The organism is Chloroflexus sp. (assembly GCF_034432675.1).
GTDB lineage: Bacteria > Chloroflexota > Chloroflexia > Chloroflexales > Chloroflexaceae > Chloroflexus.
Genome location: NZ_DAOUBI010000182.1, coordinates 12,645 through 37,067, shown reverse-complemented (window position 1 = coordinate 37,067; position 24,423 = coordinate 12,645). Strand labels below are relative to the sequence as shown.

Here is a 24,423-nt window from a genome sequence, read left to right as displayed (position 1 = left end):
ACTGGATCAGGGTGGCAGGCGACACGCCCCCACCCTACCCCGCCCCCGCTGGGGGCGGGAACGACGGGGGGGAAGGCTTCTGCTGATGGGTGCTGGGTCAGGGTGGCAGGTGACACGCCCCCACCCTACCCCGCCCCCGCTGGGGGCGGGCATAGCGGGGGGTGGGATGATCTGTTTTGGATGGGGATGATTGGTTCTGATAAGCACAAACCGGTAAGCGCATGCGGATAGCGGTTGAACATCTCACAAAACGATTTGGGCCGGTGTTGGCCAACAATCGGCTCTCCATTTCGTTTGCTGCCGGCCAGATACACGGTGTGCTGGGCGAAAATGGTGCCGGTAAGAGCACGCTGATGAAGCTGTTGTCCGGCTATATGCAACCGGACGAGGGGCAGATACTGTTTGACGGCGTGCCCAGCCGGTTGCGCGGGCCGGCTGACGCTCTGAAGGTCGGGGTGGGGATGGTGCATCAGGAGCCGTTGGATGTGCTGGCCTTTTCCGTGTTGGAGAATCTGCTTTGCGCTGCACCACGTGGGGTCTTCTCGTCGCGGCGAGCCGCCCAGACGGCATTGCTGGAACTCGCTGAACGATTGGGTTTTGCGGTTGATCCGGCAGCCCGCCTTGATCAGTTGACAATTGGGCAGCGACAACAGATTGAAATTATGCGCCTGTTGTTGTGTGGCGCACAGGTGTTGATCCTCGATGAGCCAACCACCGGCATTACCGCAGCGCAGACACGGGCCTTGTTCGCGGCGTTACGCCAGATTGCTGCTGAAGGCCGTACTATTCTGTTTGTCTCGCATAAGCTGGAAGAAGTGGCTGAGCTATGCGATACGGTCACTGTGTTGCGGAATGGTGAAGTGGTGCCACCCGGCCAGTTGCCGATGCCACAACCTCAGGAGTATCTCCTGACGCTGATGTTTGGTGATGCCGGTGCTTCGTCGGCAGTCTATCGTCCGCTTCCGGCCATTACCGCCCCACCGGTGTGGGAATTGCGACAGGTAATGGTGCGTAGTGGCTCGCTTCAGATCTACGATCTGAATCATACCTTCGCTGCCGGGCGTATCATCGGGCTGGCCGGTCTTGATGGTAGTGGTCAGCAGGTATTGCTGCGTTTGCTGGCGGGTCAGATCACGCCGGAACGTGGGCAGATTCTGGTTAACGGGCGGGATCTGACCGGTGCCGGTTCGCTTGTGTTTCGCCAGGCTGGGATTGAATATCTGCCGGCGGATCGGTTGCACGATGGGATGATTGGTGCATTTTCGCTCACCGATCATTTTGCTTTGCTTCAACGAAACGGGATACTTGTAGATCGTCGCTCGGCTGAAGAGCTGGCCCGGCAGGCGATTGCCGATTATCAGATCAAGGCTACCCCGATCACGCCAATTGCGGCGCTTTCCGGTGGTAATCAGCAGCGGGCTATGCTGGCGTTGGTGCCGCCGAATGCCCGGGGTATTCTTGCCGAGCAACCCACCCGTGGCCTGGATGTCGCTTCGGCGCGGGCGATCTGGGGCCGCTTGCAGGCACGGCGCGACGCCGGGTGCTGTGTGGTCTTTGCGTCGCCCGATCTGGACGAGATTATGGAGTATAGCGACGAGGTCATTGTGTGCTTTGCCGGACGGATCGGTCCGCCGATGCCACGGGCACTGTTGTCGTCAGGACGATTGGCCGAGCTGATCGGTGGGGTCGGCTTTGAGGCGTTGGTGGAGGCGGTATGAAGCGATCTACCCTGATCACGCAGGCGACACAACCACTACTGGCGCTGCTGGCTGCTTTCGCGTTTACTACGCTCGCTCTCCTGAGTACGGGAGTATCGCCGCTTGACGCTTACCGGTTGGTGCTGTTCGGTGCATTCAGTACGCCGGTGCGTCTGAGCGATATGATTATGCTGGCTGCGCCGCTTTTGCTCTGTGCAGTTGGGCTGAGCATTACCTTCGCCGGTGGACTCTACAACCTCGGTGTCGAAGGGCAGATGATCATGGGCGCGATTGCGGCGATGGTTCCGCTGCGCCTCTGGCCCGATATATCGCCTCCGCTGCTCTGGTTGCTGGCTGCGCTATGCGGAATGGCTGGTGGCGCGTTCTGGGCCGGTCTGATCGGTCTCTTGCGGCGTTGTGCCGGTGTCAGCGAAATCTTCGCCGGGCTAGGGATGAACTTTCTCGCCAGCGGTATTGCCATGTATATGGTGTTGGGGCCTTGGCGACGACAGACATCGGCGTCGTTGTCGGGAACTGATCTGTTGCCGCGTGAACTCTGGTGGCCGACGATTGACCGGCTGCGGTTGGCGCCGGCTGCACCAGTGATCGCTTTGCTGGCCCTGGCTGTTGTCTGGTGGGCATTAACGCAGACGCGCTGGGGGTTGGAGGTGCGGGCTATCGGGTTGAACCCGGCGGCAGCCGGGCGGTTGGGCGTGGCGGCTGCCCGGCGGATGCTGGAGACGCTGGCTGCCTGTGGTGCGCTGGCCGGGCTGGCCGGTATGGTACAGGTAGTGGCTGTCCATCACGCGCTCATCCCAAATATTTCGAGTGGGATCGGTTTGTTGGGTTTGCTGGTAGCCTTACTGGCGCGAGCTGATCCGCGATGGTTACTACCAGTTACGATTGCCTTTGCGGCCTTTACCGTAGGGAGTATTCAGTTGCCGCTCACATTGGGAATTGACAGCGCTATTGCCGGTGTGCTTCAGGGGGCATTAGTCCTCTTTGCATTGGCGACGCGCGTGCGAAAGGACACCCAGGCCGCACGTGGCTGATGAGTTATATCGACGGCATAAGATACATCAACACCAGCACAAGACATAGACATCGTGTGATTGGATTATGAATCAACTATGGATCGATATTGCGGCGGTACTGGCCGCAGCGTCACCTCTGGTGATTGCCGCGATGGGTGAGACGATCAGTGAGCGGGCGGGGGTCATTAACCTTTCGCTGGATGGAACGATGTTGCTGGCCGCGATGACCGGCTTTGCTGTCGCGGTGACGACGCAGAATGTGCTGCTGGGCTTTGTGGCGGCGGCTCTGATCGGTGCGCTGGTAGCAGTGGTGTTGGGCGTTTTCAGTATCACCCTCGGTCAATCGCAGACTGCGGTGGGTTTTGTGCTGGCGTTGCTCTGTACCGATCTCTCATCGTTTCTTGGTGCGCCGTTTGTGCGGCTGCCCGGCCCGGCGGTGCCGTTTATGCCCATTCCTGGCCTGGCCGATCTGCCGATTGTGGGAACGCTGTTTTTTCGGCACGATCCGGTGATTTATGCCAGTTTTCTGATCATTCCGGCGACGGCCTATCTGCTGTATGCGACGCGCGTGGGGCTGATCGTGCGTGCGTTGGGCGAGCGTCCGGCGGCAGTCTATGCGCGTGGGGTTGATGTGCAGCGCTGGCGCTATGCGATGCTGATCCTCGGTGGTGTGCTGGTGGGGATCGCGGGTGCTGCCTTTTCACTCGATCTCAAGCAGGGATGGAGCTATCGCCACACGTTTGGCTCAGGCTGGATTGTGTTGGCAATCGTGATCTTCGGTGGCTGGCGGCCATTACGGGTTGCGCTCGGTTGCTATCTCTTTGCGGCGCTGGAGATTCTGGCAACACGGTCGCAAAGTGCGTTACCCGATATTCCTGCCCAGCTTGTGCAGGTTGCGCCGTTTGTGCTGATGATCCTGGTGCTGGCGCTGGTGAATCTGGCTTCGTCGCCCCTGATTCTGCGTCGGGTTGCTACCCTGCCGGACGTCTGGCAACGGCCACTGTTGGCCATGATCGGTCGGCTGCGGGCAACTGCGCCGGCGGCGCTTGGTCAGCCGTTTGAGCGTCCGTGATGAGGGTTCGTGTAATGAGGGAACGCGGATAGAGGCGGATGCCGCGGATAGGTATGAGGATTTGAGCCATCCGCTCAATCCGCGCAAATCCGCGTCCTCACGTGTAATGAGGGAACGCGGATAGAGGCGGATGCCGCGGATCGGTGCGGATAGGTATGAGGATTTGAGCCATCCGCTCAATCCGTGCAAATCCGCGTTCATCCCCCCTACGCTATTCACCTACAGAATAAACTCCCCCTCTAATCCAGCTTCAGCATGGGGCGCAATCCAGACTTTGAAGCGGCCCGGTTCAACCCCCCAACTGCCATCAGCGCGGGTGAAGGCCAGGTCTTTTTCGCGCAGAATGAATGAGACGCGGCGGGCTTCACCCGGCTGGAGGGTAATGCGCTGAAAGTCTTTCAATTCGCGCACCGGTCGGGTAAGCGAGCCAACCAGATCGCGTACATACAGTTGGACGACTTCGCTACCGGTGCGTTCCCCAGTGTTAGTAATCAAAGCGCTGATCTCTAATGTGCCGCGCATATGCACACTGCTCAGGCGTAGATCGCTGTAGCTAAAGCTGGTGTAGCTCAGGCCATAGCCAAACGGGAAGAGAGGCGCCGTTGGCATATCAACATAGCGGGTGCGGAAGGGGCCATCGGCTTCCAGCGGTCTGCCGGATGGTTTGTGGGCGTAGTACAGGGGGGCCTGGCCGGTAGTGCGTGGCATACTGACCGGTAAGCGGCCTGTTGGACTTGCCAAACCGAAGAGGATTTCGGCCAGCGCGTCTGCTCCCTCAAGGCCGGGGTGCCAGGCATAGATGACGGCCTGAGCCTGGGCGACGGCACGGGTAATCGCCAGTGGTCGTCCGGCAAAGACCACCAGTACAACCGGTTTGCCGATAGCAGCCATTGCCATAATCCATTCCAGTTGTCCCGGTGGTAAGCCGAGATCGCTGACATTGGCATTTTCACCGGAGCGAGCCGGATGTTCACCAACCAGTAAGATAACGGCATCGGCATAGTGGGCACGACTCAGGGCCAGATCAGGCGCAGCGGCAAACCATAGATCGGTACCTGCCGGTGCGATTACTTGAAATGCCTGATCTAACGGCACCGCATCCCCGGCACGCCCGTCCATTGTCCATGTGCCAAAGAGTTCGCCGGTGGCGTGCACGAAAGGCCCAGCGACCAGGATGCGGCGAAAGTCGCGCAATGGTAACAGATGACGCTCGTTCTTGAGCAGCACCATCGTCTCACTCGCTGCCTGGCGGGCCAATTCACGTGCTTTTGGCGTCAAAATGTCGTGGATTGCCCGTTCCGGGTCGGTCAGTGGATGTTCAAAGAGACCGGCCCGGCACTTGATGCGCAGGATTCGGCGGACTGCTTCATCGATCTCGGCCAGGGTCACTCGTCCACACCGTACATTCTCGGCCAGCGTCTCCAGATAAGCACCGCTGACCATATCCATGTCGACTCCGGCGCACAGGGCGAGTGCTGCGGCATGGGCGCGATCTTCAGCAATGCCATGCTGCACCAATTCACCAACCGACTCCCAGTCAGATACCACAAAGCCATCGAACCCCCATTCGTTGCGGAGCACGTCGGTCAGGAGCCGGCGATTGGCGGTTACCGGCATACCGTTCAGATCGAGAAAAGCACTCATGATGGTGCCGACACCGGCAGCGACGGCGGCGCGAAACGGTGGGAAGTAGACATCGCGTAGGGTTGGTTCGGAGATTTCGGCCTGCTCGTAGTCGCGCCCACCCTCGGCAGCACCGTAGCCGACGTAGTGTTTGGCACAGGCAACCAGGCGGTCAGGCTGACTGACATCGTCGCCCTGAAAGCCGCGCACTGCCGCTGCGGCCATCCGCGAGGTTAACAAGGGGTCTTCGCCGTACCCTTCAGCGATCCGCCCCCAGCGTGCATCACGGGCAACGTCCAGCATTGGCGCGAATGTCCAGCGAATACCGAGCGCACTGGCTTCTCGGGCTGCAATCTGGTTGATCTGCTCGACGAGTGACGGATTGAAGCTGGCAGCCTGAGCCAGGGGAATTGGAAACACCGTTCGTTGACCGTGAATAATATCACGACCAAACAGAAGAGGAATGCCTAGCCGCGACTCCAGTGCTGCGCGCTGGAGAGCATTGCATTGTTCGGCACTATTGAGGTGATCGAAGCCCTGACCACTCAATGCGCCGAAGGCATTAATGATCGAACCAGCTTTGCCCTGGCGCAGGAGATCGAGGCCGGGCAGGCCGTGGATCATAGGCTGGTTTAACTGACCAATCTTTTCTTCGAGGGTCATTTGCCCTAACAACGTGTTGACTCGATCTTCGACGTCGTTCATTGTTGATGTACTCCTGATGATGTTGCATCTTGCGGTTGCATTGCCACAAACAGACAGTAGCTCTGACTATGCGTAGCGCATAGAGCCGCCTGCACTATCCTTATGTCGTTCTGATGGGCCATTGCACAGATGCGGTGCCATTGGTAAAGTGAACGTGTTGTATCGACTCACTCCTCTCTTCTGTACTTCCCTGATTGATACGTACAGCAAAGCAGGCATAGCCTTCGGGTTGGGCGAAGGTGAAGGTCAGGCCATCGGCAGTTTCTGTGATCGAGCGAACTTCCACCGTCGTATAGCGCACGGTGATCCCTGGGCGTACCTGCCAGTTGAGCGGAAGAATGGCGCCACTACGGGCCGGCAGACGAATGGGATGACCATCACAAAGCGACTGGCCTTGATAGTGAATGTGCGTTTCCAGTGGATCATCGCCGTAGTGGTTGACGAACAGAAAATCGCCATCAGGGCCACGACTCAGCCGTACATCAGCCCAGGTCGAAAGGGTAAATGGGGCTGGACAGTTAACCCATGCGGCAAGTTGCTGAAACACGTGCAGATCATCGAGGTTGGTGATGGGGAATGAGGCGCCGAGCATAATCAGTTCGCCGTGCCCGACTCGTTTCCGGAAACCGACCGCCGCACCGTCTGCGGTGGCAAAGACGGTTTCCAGATCACCCTGATAGGTTTGTACAAAGCTGGCCGGAATATCGGGGATGGTAAAGATGTGTACCCGGCGTGATGTGAATGGTGGATCGGTGTGGGGTTGAACGTTCAGGGTTTTTGTCAATACCCCATCGGCCCGCAAGCACCCGATCAAGACCACCTTGCCGCCAGCCTCAAGGTACTTGATCAGGGTCTGTTCGGTGGCTGGATCGCTATTACAGTCAAGCATCACCCACAGTAGCGGCACCTGGTGGGGATCGGGAGCAGTATGTTGCAGATCGAGGGCACGAAAATCACGTTGGGTCAGGGCGAGACCACGAGCGATCAGATCAAACAGGATGACCTCGCGTTGATGGGTGATGATCGCTGTCTCTTCTTGCGTACATGCGAGATTCACTTCCGTCATGAAATCATCAAGGCGAAAGCCGATGGTTGTTACCGGTTCAGGACGGGCCAGGATAAGCGCCTCACCGTAGCTGGCTATGGTCTGGGATAAACGCGGATAGCGGTGGTAGTGGCTGCGCAGGGTGCCATCTTTACGAACCGGATGACCCCAATCGTGCCGTTTCACCGGACTGAGGATTGGGTCGTTCTCGCCATCAAAGAAGAGGTAATGGTTGATAGCCCGCATACCGTTGGAAAGGCACAAACGGGTATGCAGGTCGTAGAAGGAACTTGACATATTGCTGAAGTCAAGATTGCCACCCGCCTGAAACTCAATGGAAAAGAGTGGTTGATCAGGGTTTTGGATGGCACAGGTCATTGCGTTAACCAGCAATAGCTGGTGGAAGGTGCCTTCGCCAATCTGACCGGGGTAGACATCGGTGGCACTGATGACATCAGGCAAGCGTAAAACACCGGCAAGTTGTGAGAGACCGATGGGAAAGGTCTTGCCACCGTTAGCGAAACCGTGGATGTTGAACACAACAGGTGTGTCAAGGCCGTTCCGGCGTGCTTCGGCAATGAGCCACTGCGCATAGTCACGCAGATAACTGCGGAAAAAGCGCCGATAATCGGCCACCAGTTGCGCACCCGCTGCCCCTTCGGCCTGGCGCAGACGTGCAGCCAGGACCTGGGGATCAACCCTTACATCCTCACCATACGTCGTCTGGAGCCAGTCGGCGAAGTATTGCATTGTGATTGGGTTGAGGTCGAAGCTGTTCCGCACCCAATGCAGCATCCCCATCTCGTTATCGAGCTGGACCATGAGGATTGGGCCACCACGGGTAATCTGATGCGGCGAGAGGATTGCGAAGACGGTCTGATACCAGCCGGCAACGCAGCTCAGGAAGGACGGGTGCATGAAACTGGCGACGTTCTCGCCGATGCCGTGTTGATTGATCAGAGCAATCTCTGGATGATGAACAAAGACCCACGGCGGAATACCTTCATTGATGGTCTCGGCCATAATGTATGGGCCAGGACGGGCAATCACGTAGAGTCCCTTCTGCGCTGCCAGATCGAGAAAGCCGGCCAGATTGCGTAACGGATGAGTCGTTCCGGTCAGATCGATCTGATCGGGTTGCGGTTGATGCCAGAGCCACGGAATATAGCAAGCAACGGCATTGAACCCAGCACGCACGAGCAAATCCAGGCGCTGCTCCCAATCGGTAGCCGATGTGCGGAAGTAGTGAAATTCACCTGCCTGAATGAACAGTGGTCGATCATCGAGCCAGAAGCGTTGATGATGAGCGGTGAATGCAGGCATAACACTTCCTTTGCTGTCTTAACAGGCTGATGGCTGCGGGGTGAACCCCAACACTGCCAGGGCGCGTTGGATCATGGGGCTGTTGGTGTAAATATCCCAGATTAATCCGGTGCAGGTATTTTCCAGCATCAAGAGGGCACAGCCTTTGTTGATGCCATAGATGGTGTGACTGTACCAGGCCGGTACCGTATCGAGATTGTAGGCGTCGTAGAAACCGTATCGGCCATAGCTTTGTGGGTGCTCACGATAGAGATAATCGAGCATTGCAAGCACATCATCCGGGATGAATGGGAGACAGGCGGTTGCATTGCTAATCGATACTGTGCCATCAGGTTCAGGTGGAATCAGGGCTGGCGGTGCACCGGCTACCACATAACCGCGTGGCGTATCACCACAACCGATCCCCCAACTGTTCGCGTGATATGTGCGAAAGCGCTCGTGCAGGCTCACACAATAGTCGCGATTGGCCATGGAAGCCAAGCGAGTATTGGTAAACCAGTCCACACCATCTGGATCGCGATAGGTGCGGACATCGAGCCAGGCTTCGGTGTACTGATACGCAAACAATGTGCCGCCGGGATTGATAATGATCGACTGCCCGCGATAATCGCCTTTATCGCGGCGGAAGCCACGGTAGAGAGCACGTGCGGTCGTTGGGTCGAGGTGTAACGCCGCTTGCAGATAGATTATCTTCTGCTCGGCTGCCATATCCCAAACACTGATGAATCCCGGTTCATTTGTGACATAATCTCCATCAGCATCGGGGTTGTACGACATTCGTAGCACCTTTTGCTGATCACGTTCGGTGATGAAGGCGTGCCAATCGATGCGAGCAAGCAACTGTTCGGTCAGTTCGGTGATTTCGGCATCGTGAAAATAAGCGGCTGCCGTGATGGCGCCATTCAGGCACAGGGCCGTATCGATGGTGGAATATTCGCAGCGACCCCAGCGAGCTGCGGTATCACGATCAAGAAAATGGGCAAAGAAGCCGTATCGGTGCGGTACTCGTTCCCAGAGGGTGCGCAGTGTTCCCCGCACCAGACTCAACGCCTCGTTGCGCGGCATCATACCGTACTCGACGGCGATTATCCACGCGCTGAGTGCAAAACCTACCGACGCAATCGAGGCGATTTGTGGACGATGCAACGCATCGACAGTCAGACCATAGCCTGGACTGTTCGGATCGAGATTGGTACCCGCTCGGAAAAAGTTGATAGCACCTTCACGCTCGTAGTTGAGGAGAGTGTACGTGTCCACAAGTTACTCCAACAATTCAGGTCGCTTCAATGACGAGGCACGGACGATAAAGGTTGTCGGGATTCGTTGCGGTGGTGAGGTTTCTTCATGTTCGATATAGCGCATGAGCCATTTGGCTGCGGTTCCTCCCCATTCACGCCGTGAGGCGCCAATGGTTGACAGTGGTGGTTGAACGTAGCGTGCAATCTGAATGTCGTCGCAGCCAACCACAGCGATGTCGCGAGGCGCTTCCAGGCCGTGTTCGTGCATGGCCCGGATAAAGCCAATCGCCATCTGGTCATTAGCGCAAAACACTGCTTCAGGTAAGTCGCCATCAGCAATGATGGCACGAGCAGCGTCATATCCTGACTGTTCGGTAAAATTACCGGGATAGACCCGGAGTGACAGGTGGTGGCGCGTTGCCTCATTTAAAAAGGCTTGCATGCGCTCGTTGTTGTCGAACGAGTCTGGGGCACCGGCGATATAGGCCAATCGCCGTAAACCCTGGCGGTAGAGATGGTTGAACGCCTGCACAACCCCTTGCCGGTTATCGAGCAGGATGGGAAAGACAAATTTATTTTCCAGGTACCGATCCATCACGACAATTGGGAATTTCGGCCCTGCCAGCCGAAGAATCTGTTCATTCCGAATGCTGGTGTCGAAGACGATGGCACCATCGACCTGGCGATGCGTGAAAATACGACGTTCGACTCGTGTTTCTGGACAGACGATTAACTCATAATCGGTCTTTAGAATAACCTCGTGAATCCCATCGAGAATCTCTTCGTAGAACGCACCGGCAAAGCGGGTAATGAACACGCCGATGGTAAGCGAACGACGTGCTTTGAGATGACGGGCGAAGGCATTGGGATGGTAGTTTAACTCTTCGGCTGCCTGTAATACCCGTTGACGTGTCTCTTCACTAATCGTCCCGGTACGGTTAAGCGCATATGAGGCTGCCGTTACACTAACGCCGGCACGACGTGCAACATCTTTAATCGTGGGCATTACTCCTCCTGAAGCTGTTCGATCCCAAGTCGCTCTAGTCCGGCCAGAATAGCAGGATGAGCCATCGTGATGCGGTGGATTAAGCCGTCTTGATAATTCGCCAGCATCAACAGTGAAATTCCTTTATCGATACCGATAACATCGGTGGCATACCAGTTGCGGCTGAGGTTGAACGCATCGTTGAAGCCATACACACCTTTTAAGGGTTCTAACGAGTAGTAGTAGCGCATTGCCTGTAACGACTCGGCTGGCGTAAAGATGATCGAACCAATCGCGCCCGCCGGTGGTACGGTGTCGTCGATCAGATGTGCCCGGTTGTCGTACCCTGACGGTGGTGCCCCGTAGCGCCCTTCATAACCATTCGGCCCGTCACACGCTGTCAGTCCCCAGGCGTTCGGGCCAAGCGTGGTGTATTTCGCATCCATTGCAACGGCGAAATCGTAATGCGCACGTGAAGCGGCGACCGAATTGGCAAACCAATCGACTCCCTTTGCATCGATCCGATTGCGGAAGTCGATCCAGGCGTGACTGAATTGATACGTAAACAGTGAGCCGAACCACGAATGAATGAACGGTTCACCATTGCCGTAACGACCAATATGGCGGATGAAGCTGTAATACGGGCGCTCATCAACCGGGTAGGTTGGCGATCCGGCAGCCAGGACGTAGAGCATCAGTTGTTCGGCGTAGAAATCCCAGTGGCCGCTGAAGCCCTCTTCTGGCCGATAGGCCATGTAGAACATTTGCCGGTCAGGATCGAGGAACCAGCCCCAGTTTACTCCGGCGTAGAGTTCGTCGGCTAATTGTTGTACACTATGCCCGAAGTATTGACCGACCGATAACACCCCCATCATCAAGATGGCGGTATCAATACTCGACACCTCGCTCTGCCAGGTCCGTTTTCCACTTTCCATGTCAACAAAGTGGTAGTAGAAACCCTGCTCGCGCTCCATACGGGTAAGGGTCTGCAATGTACCCAATACCCGCTCGTAGCCATGATCGTAGCTGATATACCCTCGTTCGACGCCGACAATGATGGCACTTAGGCCAAACCCAACAGCGGCAATGCTGGCGATGCCTGCCGATCCCGGATAGCGATCCCGGATCAGACCATACCCCGGACTGTCCGGGTTGGTGTTTGCCTGTTCCCAGAAAAACCTGAAGGCTGCTTGCATCTCGTAGGCGATGATCGCCTCATCATTCACCGGTGTCGGCGTTGGCGCTGGGGCAGGCATTGTTGGTTCCGGCACAGATACGGCAGTGGTTGATGGGAGCGTGACATTGGACGTTGGCGCTGGACGTTGTTCATTCGGTGCATAACACGCCGTGACCAATAACGCGATCCCTAGCAGCAAATTCCAGAAAAGCAGTTTATTCACCGGCCAGTCCTGATCGTTCAATCGATTCGACAAACCAACGTTGTAAGATAAAGTACAGAATCAGCAGTGGCAAAATACTCAGAAATGTACCACTCATTTTGACTGCTTCATTAAGGCGGTCGAACATATTAACCATGCCCGATGGATAGAGGTTTTCATACGCCTGGGTAAATTTGGCAAGTTGCATTGGGAGTGTCTGAATCCCTCCTTCCAGAAACACGGTGGTCAGATAGGTCTCGTTCCAGTACCAGACCACCGAAAAGACGAACGAGACAATAAATGCCGGGGTTGCGCCGGGAAGGGCAATCCGCCAGAAGATACCGAGATCCGATGCACCATCAAGACGGGCTGCCTCTTCAAGTGCCTTTGGTAATGAGAGAAAGTTCTGGTAGAAGATGAGAATGAAGATTGCGCTTTTGAAGCCCTGGCCCAGTGCTGCCGGAAACAGCAGGGCCAGACTATTCCCCAACAGGTTCAGATACCGATAATTAAGCATTTGGGGAATGACGGTGTTCTGAGGTGGGATCACAAATGTTGCAAAAATCAGCACGAAGAGGAGCGATTTTCCCCACAACCGGTAGCGAGCCAGTCCGTAGCCGATCAGTGCACAGACAACGACCTGGAGGGTAGTCGGCGCAATACTGACGAGAATGGTCGCCCGCAAGGCTTCCAGGTAATCGAGCACGCGCCATGCCTTGATGTAGTTTCCCAGGTAGAGCTGTGTCGGTACCCATTGCACCATCGGATTCAACAAATCCTCTGGACTCTTGAAGCTGGTAATCGCCATGAACAGCAATGGGTAGAGGTACACAAAGCCGATTGCCGTCAAAACAGCGTACAACAGGCTCACCGGAACGATGCCGGGCCGGTTGTGGACTCCCCACAAAATCCGCCATAGATAGTCAAAGCGGAGCCGTGGCATGATCCGGTGCCTTTTACTGATATGGGTTCGGATGGTGGTATCCATTGGCTTAATCCCGGGTACGCGGACGGAGAACCAGAAATGTCGCGATCAACAGTCCAATCAGGGCCAGTGAATGAAGAAAGGTCATCGCACTGGCATAGCCGATCCCGCCTTCAACATCATAAATGCGTGAATGGATGTATTTGACAACTTTATTTTCTGAAAAATGGGAGAGTGTCACCACGGTATAGAGTGCATTTATCAGGGTTGTCGTGGATAACGACGGTAGCGTGATCTTCCAGAACATCTCCCAGGCTGATGCTCCATCGACAGCGGCTGCTTCGTAGACAAAACGGTCTATCTTCTGCAAACCGGCCAGATAGATCAGAATCTGAACACCGGAAAACCATAAAATGAGAATAAAAGATGTGAGCAAATATTGTACCGGATCGCGCAGTAACGTTGGTAATTGAGCAACAAACCCGGTTACTACCGCAGAAGTAGCTATCTGTGGTGCGGCGGTGGCTCCTTGTGCGGTCAGTTCGCCGATAACGGGGCCACTGGTAATGACGACCGGCAAAAAGAAGATTGTGCGAAAAAGACCGCGGCCCCAGAATGGGACATTTAAAAACAGGGCAATAATCATAGCAAAGATCAAAATAATCGGTACTGAAATACTGGTCTCGATGATGTATTCGATCAGAAGCTGCACAAACGTTGGATCGGTAAAGAGCGCACGGGTGTAGTTTTGCCAGCCAATTGCGGTTAGTTCAACACCTGTAATCGCCACTTGGACATCGCTCAGGCTATACTGAAATGTCTGTACCAGTGGTGTGGCCGTGAAGAGGATAAATCCCACCAGCCAGGGCATGATGAATCGATAACCCTGCATATTTTCACGCAGACGAAAGCGTAGTCTCAAGCCACTCTTTGCCATGTTGCTCCTCCTCGTATCTCTGTTCCTGACACCCTGAGGTGTAGCGAACAGGTGTCACGGTCGTTCGATAAGTACCGCATCACGGGGTGGGATCGTCGTACCGGCCAGGGTTATCTGGCGAGTCGTGTAGTTCACGATGATGCGTTTCCCATTCGCGTAATCGGTGATCGAGACGCCAGGGAATGGTGCTGAACGGGCCACAATGGGTGAACCCTGTACCGGTCTTAACAGCTTTGCTAACCGGGTATACGCCTTTTCAATTTCATCACGCCATTGCGTGTATGCCGAGGTGTAGAGCCAATTTGAGTTGGTTTTCAACATGGCTGCAGTTGGCTCGCGGGTCAGGAAGAATGATGGATATGCGCCATAGTCGGCGTGACGCAGCAGATCTTCTTCGACATTGGCCGAAAAATTGAGTGCCGGCCCGTAATAGGGTATATAGCCGGCCAGAACGATTGGCAGAAATGGCACGCTTGTGGATGTGTAGATGTAGCCACTATCGCCGAGTGGCATGTCGTAATAAGCACGGGTGGTGTGCCACAGATACGCATTAGGACGGTAAAGGGCAAAGGGGCCGTTCTCGGCGAGCAGTTCCTGATAGGCCTGGATCATAGCCTCGCGGTTGCGCCGGGTTTCGTTGCGAAAATCGCTGTAGAGGCGAAACCCAATCCCATCGAGCGCCAACCCCAGGTTATAATCCCGCGTTGCCGTTTTCAGAGCGGTGATGCGTCGTTCGACTGCGGGCAGGTTGAGGTAGAGTTGCTGCATCCCGCGATGGTTGCCCTGGAGCATTGCTTTGTTGATTGCCATTGCTACCTCGTTGCGAGTGTAGCCGCTCTCGTCAACAATACCGGCTTGTGGATCAAGGTACAGGTTGAGGTACCCGCCCCGGTCAGTGATGGTTTGGGCCAGGGCAATCAGATCATTTCGACTCCCCAGGGCGCCTTCGATACGGAGGGTCAGCGGTTGTGGTGCAGTTGCGCCTAATGGTTGCCAGCCGTAGCAGGTCACTTCAACCCGTTGCGTTGGCAGGCTCGCCAGTATCTCCTCCATGTGGGCAATCGTTGTCATGGGAATGGCGCGTTGCCAGAAGAGAACACGCTCACGCTCAGCACCTAAAAATTCGATCCGCAGTGGCAGATCACGCTGCGTTGCAGGCATTGCCCGCAAGACGCCTCGATCAACGAGGAAGCGCTGATAGGCTCGTGCCAGCCCGACATAGTCGGCTTCGCGCCCGGTCAGAAAGTGGTAGTGCTGGAGAATGTCGAAGGTATTGGTTTGCGGTTGAATCACGGTGACGCCGCTACCGGCGCGGTTGGTCGGCTGAAAGTAGCTCTCGTTGTAGATGAAGAGGTTGTAGAGAAAATTGAATTGGGTGATGATCCCCGCCGGATGGGCCTGTAATTCGGCGTAGGCCGATCCGTGTTCAAGAATACTCAGGAACGCATGCTGACCCTCGCCATGTACCATACCGAACACCGGAGCCGAGAGCAGGTATGGCGGACGGCTATTGGGGTTGTTGGGGAATGATCCGCGCATCCCCAGATCGGCACCGTAGTAGCGACCGTAAAACATGGTGCGGGCGTTGGTCTGTTCGGCAAAGGTGATCAGGCTACCGCTTCCATCAGGGATCAGCATGTAGCCACGGGTCTGGGCAGCGCGGATGGCACCGAAGAAGGGGTAGAGGTGTAGTTGCGCCAGCCGAAATGAACCACCTTCAACAATGCCACTTGCCGGTACCTCAATCTGTATCCCATCCGCTGTGAGAGTGACCTGTACGGTGAGTGTGATCGCCGGTTCAGTAAAGGTCAATTGTCCCCTGAAGCCGTTATTGATCAGCGTGATGTCCAGTTCATGGGCGGCATTTGTGATCGAAGCCCGGCGCGTATTGGCACGGCTATCCATATACTCAATGCTGATCCCACTCCGGGCAAAGGCTGTCCAGCTTCGATTGAGGCGATCTTCGGGCGTGACCTCGTCCAGATTCGATGACCAGAGGTAACCGCTGCGCCGGTCAAGCACCTTAAACGCCAGCGTTTCACGGTTGAGATACAGCTCGAAATCGGTGTTGGTCGCTACTTGTTCATAGCCGTCAGGAACCACACGTTGCCAGCCTGCGGCTTGTGCAACCGGCTGGCACGTCATAAATAGTGTTACAACAATGAGAATATTGATAACCTTATCCACGTAACCCAATCTCCTGCCAGATCGTGACGACAAAATCAATCAGTTGCCCAAAGAGCAGATAGAGAATGTATGTGCTCAAACTCAGCATGACCATCGTGAAAAGTGTGCGCAGGATGTTTGTTGTAGTTTCGGAAAGGGTATAGTTGTGGATTTCGCGAACCATAATAAACAGCATCAACCCCGTCCAGCCCCAGATAAGTTGTTGCGAAAAGGAGACTAAGAAGGCTTCATTGAGCGTCAGCACGTTGGAGAGCGCAATCACCAACGGCATAAAGAGGGCGTAGGGGAAGAGACTGTAGGCAGTGCCAATCAAGACATCACGCACTCGGCCTTCGCCATCGCTGATGGTTGAAACCAGATAATTGGCGACATTCCACAGTCCAAGCAGGACTATCGGCACGATAATCTCGTTTTCAACCCGAATCTGGCTCGGATAGGCGTAGGCATTAAAAGGAAATCCCATCAGATAGAGTGATAGCACATAGACCACAATCACCCATAAATAGATGCCGAGTGCAAAGCCGAGGCTACCACGCTCGCCGGTTTTAATGTACGAGAAGCTGTCCGCCGGCTTGCTGATAAAGCGGAAGAGAAATGCTGCGTCGTTCACCAGGTGATACCGGCGAATGGTGTGGAGTGAGGCACGCACTGGATCGAGCCAGTGATGCCGTCGTTCCAGGTGGCGGAAGATGCGCTGTGCGGTGGTACCGATCACAAGAACGATGATCGCAGAGCCGAGGTAACGCTGTAAAAAGATATTTCGTAGCTCCCAAAAAGCTTCAGAGTAGCCGATCCGATCTTCAGCGTAGCGATATGCAGTCAGTGCCGTTTGATAGTCGCCTGCTCTGAAGGCTGCATCGGCAATGCCCTGATACGCCATAATGAACGAGCCGTTGTAATTGAGCACCTGGTTGAAGTAGGGCTGTGCTTCTAGATAAAAGCCGGCCAGATACAGCCGCATGGCCTGATGCACAATGCTGGCGAAGGCCGTTTCGCGATAGACCAGCAATGCGTTTTTATCTTTATCAAGGACATAAATGGTATCGTTGTAGTGCGCTATGCCGGTCGGATTGATCAGTGTCCCACGTCGTTGATCGCCGTTATCACGGGCATTGAACATAAAGAGTAAGGTGCCGTTGTTCTCGTATTCGAAAATACGCCCGTCCCCATCAACAGTTACCAGTAATCCCGCCGGATCAACGTAAATATCGCGAAACGAGGTTGAGCCGTAAACCGGGGGTAGAATATTGCGCCCGGCAACGGTAAATTTGCGAATACTCTGATCAGGAAAGGTACTGGCTGTGATCGTGTAGAGCATCGATTGCTGATCGATGATCACATTCGACGGCGAAGCTGCTTCATTGCGTACCAGTTGCGCAAGCTGTTCTTCACTCAGAAACATGCGCTGCAAGATCATCCGCAACGACATTTGGGCAGTGTTTGCTGCAACGTTACCGATGAAACGGCCATCGGGATTCAGTTGAATAACGCCCTGGACAGAACCTTCACTGATGATATAGAGGTTTTTACGCCTGTCTACGGCAATTTTGCGCGGCAAAAATTCACGTCGCTTGCCGAAGAGGGGTTCTTGCGGTCGGCCAAACTGCTGGCGAAGCGTACCATCGGCAGCAAAGATCACTACTTGGTTCAGACCGGCATCGGCAACGAACACGGTGCCCTCGTCATCAACAAAGACCCCAGTTGGACGGGCCAGCACGCCCTTGCCATATTCGGCGACAATCTCGTAATCGGTAGTAAGCTGCACAATCCGTCCATTCCCGGTATCGGCGAGGTAGATCATGCCGTTGGTTGTCATGTAGAGGTCTTCTGGCCCGGTTACCGGTAGCCTGATCTCATCAACCGGAATGTAGGCGTCTTGCGTCATAAACAACTCGCCACCAGGGCCGGGCGTCCAGGTGACGTAAGGCGTATCGGCAAGCGCAGACGGTGCCCACCACGCAATCCAAAGCGACAGAATTATTACAAGTAATAGCTGATAGCGTTTCATCACTTCAATCCTGAATGCGACATGGTGCTCATCACCTGGCTTTGCAGGAGGATGAAGATAATCAGGTTGGGAAGAAAGATAATCAACGAAGCTGCCGCCGCCATGCCTTGACCGGCCACAATATTTGCGCCTGCTGTTGTTGAAGTGAGGGTAGAGAGATAAAAGGCAAAGGTCTTGAGATTCTCATCGTTGATATACATGGCTGAGGTGTCAACGCTGTTCCACGAGGCCTGGAAGGCCAGAATGGCAATGGTTGCCAGTGCCGGTCGGGTCAGCGGGAGAATGATATGCCAGTAAATTTGCCAATCGCTGGCACCGTCGATTTGAGCTGCTTCAATCATTTCGTTTGGTAGCGCATCAATAAACTGTTTCAAGAGAAACAGGCCCACCGGCATCGCCAGGACAGGCAAAATATGCACCCAAAACGTATTTAAGAGGCCAAGCTGCTGAATGATGAGAAAGCGGGGAATGGTAACTGCGACCGGCACAAACATCAGCGCAACGGTATTAATGGCAAAGAGGGTCTCCTTCAGCCGAAACCGCTTCCTCGAGAGCGCAAACGCCGCTGTTGAGCCAACGGCCAGCGAGGCCAGCACGGTGATCAGGGTGACCATGATGCTGTTGAACAGATAACGGCTGACCGGTACCTCAGAGGTCGATAGCCGGGCAAAGAGATCGGTAAAATTCTTGAGGGTTGGTCTGACCACAAAGAAGCGTGGTGGATAGGCAAATAGCTCCTCTGGCGGTTTGAAGGCATGGGAAAAGATAAAGACGATAGGGAGGAGCATAACAATCGACAACGGTACCAGCACCAGATAGAACTTGATCTGGCTGGGGTGAAAGCCGCGTGGATTGATGCCGCTATCGCGCATGCTGTAGTTGAACCAGCGTTTACGCCTCATGTTAGTCCTCTCGGAACAGTTTGTTGGCCAGACGATTGAAGAGCAATACCATCAAGAGCAGAACGACCGAAACCGCCGCAGCGTAGCCCATTTCGTAGCGTAGAAAGCCGTAGTCTTCAATGTGATTGACAATCAGTTGACCGGCGTATTGCGGTGTGGGGTTGCTGCCAGACAGCGCAACACCAATTGCTCCGGCTTGAAAGGTGCCGACAATCGCCATCACTGCCCCAAACAGCATCTGTGGTTTCATCGAAGGGATGGTAATGTAGAAAATCTCTTGCCAGCGATTACTAATGCCGTCAAGGGCACCGGCTTCGTATAACTCAGGGTTAATGTCCAGCAGTCCTGCCAGCATGGCCAGGAATCCAACACCCATACTGCTCCACAGGGTAACGATGATCATGATCGTCATCAGGTATTGCGGTGATTGGAGCCATTGTATCGGCGCCTGGATCAGGTTCAGGCTGAGCAAGAAACTGTTGAGATACCCATTCTGGTCGCCGCTAAACAGCGTTTGCCAGACAACCGACATTGCGACGCCGGCCGTCATTGATGGCGAATAGAGGATGAGCGCAAAGATGGTGCGCGGGATGCGTGGCAATTGAGCCAGCATCCATGCCAGTAAAAATGCCAGCACATACCCACCTGGACCGACCAGGACGGCAAACTGAATCGTATTGGGCAGGACATACTTCATAAAGATGTCGTCCTGGGTTAACAGCACAATATAATTCAGCAAGCCGTTAAATTGCGGTGGTTGAATCGAATCGAAGAAGGTAAACGACAGCAGAAACGCCGCCAGAACCGGAATGGCGATAAAGATGGCGAAGAGCAACGCATACGGTGCGACGAAGCCGTAGGCGCTGGCTTCCCTGTACCACCAGCGGCTCCATGTTGTCTGCCGGTCATTGCGCATTGTCCATCCACTCCTTTACCAGATCGATGGTTGGAATAGTGAAGGTGCGCACCCGTTCGCCATTGCGAATGTAGCCGAACTCGGTCATTTTGCGCACAATTTCGCGATTAATGACAGTTACTGCATTATCAATCGCTGCTCGTGGATTGGCACCGTCGAAGACAATTCGATTCCAGACGTTGCTCAACTCTCGCTCTTGCATATAACTGCCCGGTAACTTTACCGGTTCCTGGAGCCATTGCCACTGCTGCAAGATGATGTCGCGATGGGCAGAGGGAATTGGCGTGAAGCGGAAAGCTTCCAGGTTTGCCGGATTCCACAGGTATTCAAGCCCGTAGTTCATGATGAGTTCTTGCTGGAACATGACCTGCGTTTCGGTGGACATCCACCATTTGAGAAATGTCCAACCCTCTGTCGCTTTATCGGTGTTAGCAAACATCATGGCTGCCTGCGCCGATCCGGTGGCATAGCGAAGCTGACGGCCATCCGGCAACACAGTTGCCGGATACAGCGCAATATCCCACAGGCCATCAATTTCAGGCGCAGCGGTGAGTAGTTTGAGGTAGGTTTCAAAATTGGAGATACCGATTGGTAATTCGCCAGACCGAAAACTCTCGTAGAAGCTGGATGTTGTCAGCGGCATGCCGTAAATCGTAAAGCTCTCGGCCATGAAGCGAATAGCCCGAATCGCTTCATCGGTTCCCAGTCCTGACAATCCTTCCTGGGTGTAGAGCGAGGCTCCGTGGTTCAAAAGATAGGGGGCTGTCACCAGATACCCCTTCAAACCGCTACCGCTCGACAGGGCAGTGTTGTAGTTCATCCCATACCGCTGCAATTCGGGCAGAATCTCAAGTACCTCATCCCACGTTTGCGGTACCGGCAACCCAAGACGTTCGAGCACATCTTTGCGGTAATACGTTACCCAGAAATCTTGCGTTTCCGGTATGGCGTAGACCGACTGATCGATGATGTAGCTGAGCAACGAACCGGGGGCGTAGATGCGGATGAAGCGATCAAAATCGGGAAACTGGCGCAGATTGTACAGGGCATTGCGGATTGCCAGCTCGTAGGGAATATTGGTGCTGACACCGAGGGCGACGTCGGGTTGGGTACCGGCGGCACAGGCCAGCACGAGTTTTGACTCGTTTGGCATGATCGAGAACTTCACCTTGATGCCGGTCTGCGGAGTAAAGTACTTGTCGGTGAGTTGCTGAAGTAGGTTGACGTATTGTTGTGGACGATTAACCCAAACCTCTAGTTCATCAGGTGCAGCACCGGCGCTCTGATAGGGATCGCTGCGGAAAGAGGCAATAAAACGTTGCATCCAGTCAAAAGCGATAGCGCCAACCGAAATTGTGGGTTCGGGCGGAATTATGTCAGGCGAATGGATGTAGATTTTGTCAATCGCCAATGGCTGGCTCTGCAATGAGGGCAGAATGCTGCCCAGTAGTTGGGCTGCCGAACCGGCCCCTTCCGAGAGACGGCTCATGCGTACCGGAATCCGGTTGGGGTCTTGGGCGAGGATCATGAGATTGTCGATTGCCATCTGATAGGCAAGCACTTCCGGTGAAGCCGGCGTCTGATTGACGGCCAGGAGGGTTTGCTGGTCGGCACGCAATTGATCGGCAAGCGTAAGCAATCGTTCGCGAATATCAGGGATGTAGTCAGCAATCTCCCACTCTTTGTAGATGTCGATCTGGTTGCCGGTGAGCCGTTTGATTTCAAAGGCAGTATCGGCGATGGCTCTTAACCCGACCCGCACCCGCTGAATCGAGTCGTGGTACGGGGCAGTTGTCGCTTCGATCCCAAGCACATGGCTGCCACGTGTGAGGTAAATCTGGTAGGGTGTTTCACCACCGAGTGTGTAGTTGCGCCAGACCGGATCGTAGTTGAAGGGCACCGCGTTTAATTCTGCAAACAGCACGCGATCATCGATGAGGATGCGGCGATAAACGGTAAAGTTGTTCTTATAATCCTGGATCGCACGTAAGGTAACGTTGTACCAACCATCTTGAGGGACGGTAAACTCATAATAGACGGTTGTGCCACTCTGATCCCAGCTCTCACCCCCAATCACATTTAATCGGGAGCGGTACGGATCATAGGGCGTTACCTCCAGGTTTTGCCGGCTGATCGGACGGATAGCGGTGTCATTTTTGTAGCTCGGTTTTTCTGCCTCAAGTTCGATGAGTACGCCTGTGGTTGCCGCTGCCTGTCGTTCGCGCTGATATTCAATGTAGCCTGGGTAACGAGTAGCCGGCATCAGGTAGATACTGCCAATAACCACCGGTGCTTCATGGATCGATAACCGAAACCGTTGTTGGCCTGCCGGTAGCGAGATAACGGTCGGGTACGGTTGGCTGAAACTGACATCGCGCAGGAAGACCTGACTCCAGCGGGTCAGGCGGGTTTGTGGGATCAGCGTTTCGTTGCCGTAACGATCAACCGGAAATGTATCGGCGGTATCCTGGTAAAAGAGCGGAAAGATCAGGCGCCAGTGTTCAGCGTGCCCATCAATCTGGACGAGGGCTTCCGGTGGCAGGAACATGACCTCTTCAGGCACCACCGCGTCGATTGCCAGCGTATATTCCCCGGCCTGGGGTATATCAACGGTGAACGATATCTGATCACCGTTTTGCAAGGCAACACTGGGTTTCGGATAGTGTGCGGCGAGCGGATGTGTGCCGGTTGGATACCCGAAGGTGCTGGCGCGCACCTCGATGGGTGCTCGCAGTCCGCTATCGGCCCAAACCAGCGCCGGGTTCAGTGACCCGATAAGTCCAACCACCAGTATGATCTGGATTGTCCGCAGCATGAGATGAGCGTTCATGGTGCCTCGCGATACCATGGATTGAGCGCCTGTCTGCTCTGTGATAAGGTGAGGGCACAATGGTACCCTCACCTTACGTAATCCTGACTACTTCAATGCCGATTCAACCTCAGCCCGTGCCGAGTCGAGCAGGTTGTTGGCAAAAGTTTCCAGTTGGGCTGCGTAATCTTCGTATTTGTAGATACCATCGGCAGCGCGGAAGAACATGAACCACATGTTCACATCCTTGTCTTCACCGATGTCGATGCCCGGCTTACCCTCCCAGCGGGCCTGGATATAGCCAGGTACGATCTTGGCCAGCGACTCTACCAGGCTGTTGTCCAGGTTGGCAAGGGCCGCATTGATACCCGGTTTGTCGAAGAACTGGCGATACAACTGGATAGACTCGTCGTCCACCGCGACCGGCATCTTGCTCGGCACACTACCCATCTCGCGGGCCAGCTCAACCTCTTTGGCGTAGGCAGTGCGCGAGAAGGTCATCCAACGGGCAAACTGGTAGGCTTCCTCCAGGTTCGGCACCGTCTTGGAGACCACGATAATATCCATAACGATGGCCTGATTACCACCAGGGATGCCGACGAAATCCCAATCGAAGGTGGCGTTTTGTGCAATCTGCGGAATAGCCCATCCGCCTTCCCAGCGCATGCCTACTTCCTGGTTCAGGAACAGCTCCCATGGGCCGGCTGACTTGAAATTCGGCTTTTGCTCGTCGGTGAGACCTTGCCAGGTATAGGGTTTCAACTCTGCAACTTTGGCTACGGTCTCTTTGAAGGCAGCCGAATTGTAGTTCATGTGGACGCCATCGAAGCCAAACCACTGCAAATTGTTGTCGAGCACATGGGGATACCAGCCCATCACAAATTCCATCTCGTCAAGCCCCAGGATACCACGGGCCGGGTTGTGCAGACTGGTAGCGGCGGTGTTGAACTCCTCGACGCTAAAGCCGTATTCAGGTGCATCGAGGTTGGCCGCTTCGTAGAGATCGCGATTCACAAAATAGCCCATGATAAACTGCGCGGCTGGTAATCCCATGACGCGGCCATTGTAGGTTACGCCCGAACGTAATACTTCAGGGATCAATGACCAATCGGGATCATTTTCTACCAGTAGTGTAAGATCGGCCAGCCAGCCGTTTTTCACGTAGAGCGGCATATTGTTCGCCATGAAGACATCGGGCAATTCACCGCGAGCCGCATAAGTGTTGAGCATATCATCCCACCCACCGCCGGACATATCGACAAACTCGATGGTCACGTGGGGGTTGAGTTCCATATACGCCTTAACCAGGCGACGCTGAATGTTGTTCTCTTCTTCGGTACCAAGGTTCCAGTTGGCGTAACGCAGGGTAACGGGTTGCCTGTCAGTCGTAACCGGTGACGGCTCGGTCGCGGGTGCTGACGTTGGTGCTGCGGTCGTTGGTTGGGCAGTAGCGGCTGGTACCTGTGTCGGCTGTTCGGCTGGTGCTGTCGGAGCTGATGAACAGCCGGCCAGTCCGCTCAACATCAGGACCAGCACCAGCACGATTCCCCCTTTGGCAAATGGTTTCATGCTTCTTCTCCTTGAGACGCGAGAGTCTTCTGCGAATCTGAAACACGCAACATCGCTATGTCGTGCTAC

The 24,423-nt window shown here is 54.9% G+C and carries 16 protein-coding genes; 3 read left to right on the top strand and 13 right to left on the bottom strand.

Annotation, left to right across the window (positions count from 1 at the left end):
* Positions 1 to 221 precede the first annotated feature (221 nt).
* The 3 genes from VAE55_RS13760 to VAE55_RS13750 all read left to right on the top strand — a co-directional run bounded on the left by VAE55_RS13760 (position 222) and on the right by VAE55_RS13750 (position 3,803).
* A complete protein-coding gene (locus tag VAE55_RS13760) occupies positions 222 to 1,718 on the top strand; it encodes an ABC transporter ATP-binding protein (protein WP_322816344.1) in 1,497 nt (498 codons plus the stop codon).
* Positions 1,715 to 2,749, top strand: a complete 1,035-nt coding sequence (locus VAE55_RS13755) for an ABC transporter permease (protein ID WP_322816343.1) — start codon at positions 1,715 to 1,717, stop codon at positions 2,747 to 2,749. The genes VAE55_RS13760 and VAE55_RS13755 overlap by 4 nt, the downstream gene beginning before the upstream one ends.
* Positions 2,750 to 2,816: 67 nt before the next feature.
* Complete coding sequence (locus tag VAE55_RS13750; RefSeq protein WP_322816342.1) at positions 2,817 to 3,803, top strand: ABC transporter permease; 987 nt, start codon at positions 2,817 to 2,819, stop codon at positions 3,801 to 3,803.
* Between the two features lie 219 nt (positions 3,804 to 4,022).
* Here the strand turns inward: VAE55_RS13750 and VAE55_RS13745 are convergent, their stop codons facing one another.
* The 13 genes from VAE55_RS13745 to VAE55_RS13685 form a co-directional block, all read right to left on the bottom strand.
* Entirely contained in the window at positions 4,023 to 6,131 is a 2,109-nt protein-coding gene (locus VAE55_RS13745) for a glycoside hydrolase family 3 N-terminal domain-containing protein (RefSeq protein ID WP_322816341.1), read from the bottom strand.
* Between the two features lie 100 nt (positions 6,132 to 6,231).
* Positions 6,232 to 8,499, bottom strand: a complete 2,268-nt coding sequence (locus tag VAE55_RS13740) for a beta-galactosidase (protein WP_322816340.1) — start codon at positions 8,497 to 8,499, stop codon at positions 6,232 to 6,234.
* A gap of 18 nt (positions 8,500 to 8,517) precedes the next feature.
* Positions 8,518 to 9,756, bottom strand: a complete 1,239-nt coding sequence (locus VAE55_RS13735) for a glucoamylase family protein (protein WP_322816339.1) — start codon at positions 9,754 to 9,756, stop codon at positions 8,518 to 8,520.
* 3 nt (positions 9,757 to 9,759) lie between these two features.
* Entirely contained in the window at positions 9,760 to 10,743 is a 984-nt protein-coding gene (locus tag VAE55_RS13730) for a LacI family DNA-binding transcriptional regulator (protein WP_322816338.1), read from the bottom strand.
* On the bottom strand, positions 10,743 to 12,122 hold the full coding sequence (locus VAE55_RS13725; RefSeq protein ID WP_322816337.1) for a glucoamylase family protein: 1,380 nt from the start codon (positions 12,120 to 12,122) through the stop codon (positions 10,743 to 10,745). The genes VAE55_RS13730 and VAE55_RS13725 overlap by 1 nt, the downstream gene beginning before the upstream one ends.
* Positions 12,115 to 13,044 carry a carbohydrate ABC transporter permease gene (locus VAE55_RS13720; protein WP_322816336.1) on the bottom strand — a complete coding sequence of 310 codons (930 nt, stop codon included), beginning with the start codon at positions 13,042 to 13,044 and terminating at the stop codon, positions 12,115 to 12,117. The genes VAE55_RS13725 and VAE55_RS13720 overlap by 8 nt, the downstream gene beginning before the upstream one ends.
* Positions 13,045 to 13,093: 49 nt before the next feature.
* Positions 13,094 to 13,963 (bottom strand): sugar ABC transporter permease, encoded by an 870-nt coding sequence (locus tag VAE55_RS13715; protein WP_322816335.1) that lies wholly within the window; start codon positions 13,961 to 13,963, stop codon positions 13,094 to 13,096.
* Between the two features lie 54 nt (positions 13,964 to 14,017).
* Entirely contained in the window at positions 14,018 to 16,150 is a 2,133-nt protein-coding gene (locus VAE55_RS13710; protein ID WP_322816334.1) for a DUF5696 domain-containing protein, read from the bottom strand.
* Positions 16,143 to 18,158 (bottom strand): YIP1 family protein, encoded by a 2,016-nt coding sequence (locus tag VAE55_RS13705; protein WP_322816333.1) that lies wholly within the window; start codon positions 18,156 to 18,158, stop codon positions 16,143 to 16,145. Before VAE55_RS13705 ends, VAE55_RS13710 begins: the two co-directional genes overlap by 8 nt.
* Positions 18,158 to 19,060: a carbohydrate ABC transporter permease gene (locus tag VAE55_RS13700; RefSeq protein ID WP_322816332.1), complete on the bottom strand. Its 903-nt coding sequence runs from the start codon at positions 19,058 to 19,060 to the stop codon at positions 18,158 to 18,160. The genes VAE55_RS13705 and VAE55_RS13700 overlap by 1 nt, the downstream gene beginning before the upstream one ends.
* Before the next feature lies 1 nt (position 19,061).
* Positions 19,062 to 19,976 (bottom strand): carbohydrate ABC transporter permease, encoded by a 915-nt coding sequence (locus VAE55_RS13695; RefSeq protein ID WP_012259689.1) that lies wholly within the window; start codon positions 19,974 to 19,976, stop codon positions 19,062 to 19,064.
* Positions 19,966 to 22,806, bottom strand: coding sequence for an extracellular solute-binding protein (locus VAE55_RS13690; RefSeq protein WP_322816331.1), 2,841 nt, complete (start codon positions 22,804 to 22,806; stop codon positions 19,966 to 19,968). Before VAE55_RS13690 ends, VAE55_RS13695 begins: the two co-directional genes overlap by 11 nt.
* A gap of 87 nt (positions 22,807 to 22,893) precedes the next feature.
* Positions 22,894 to 24,354, bottom strand: coding sequence for an ABC transporter substrate-binding protein (locus tag VAE55_RS13685; protein ID WP_322816330.1), 1,461 nt, complete (start codon positions 24,352 to 24,354; stop codon positions 22,894 to 22,896).
* Positions 24,355 to 24,423: the final 69 nt, after the last annotated feature.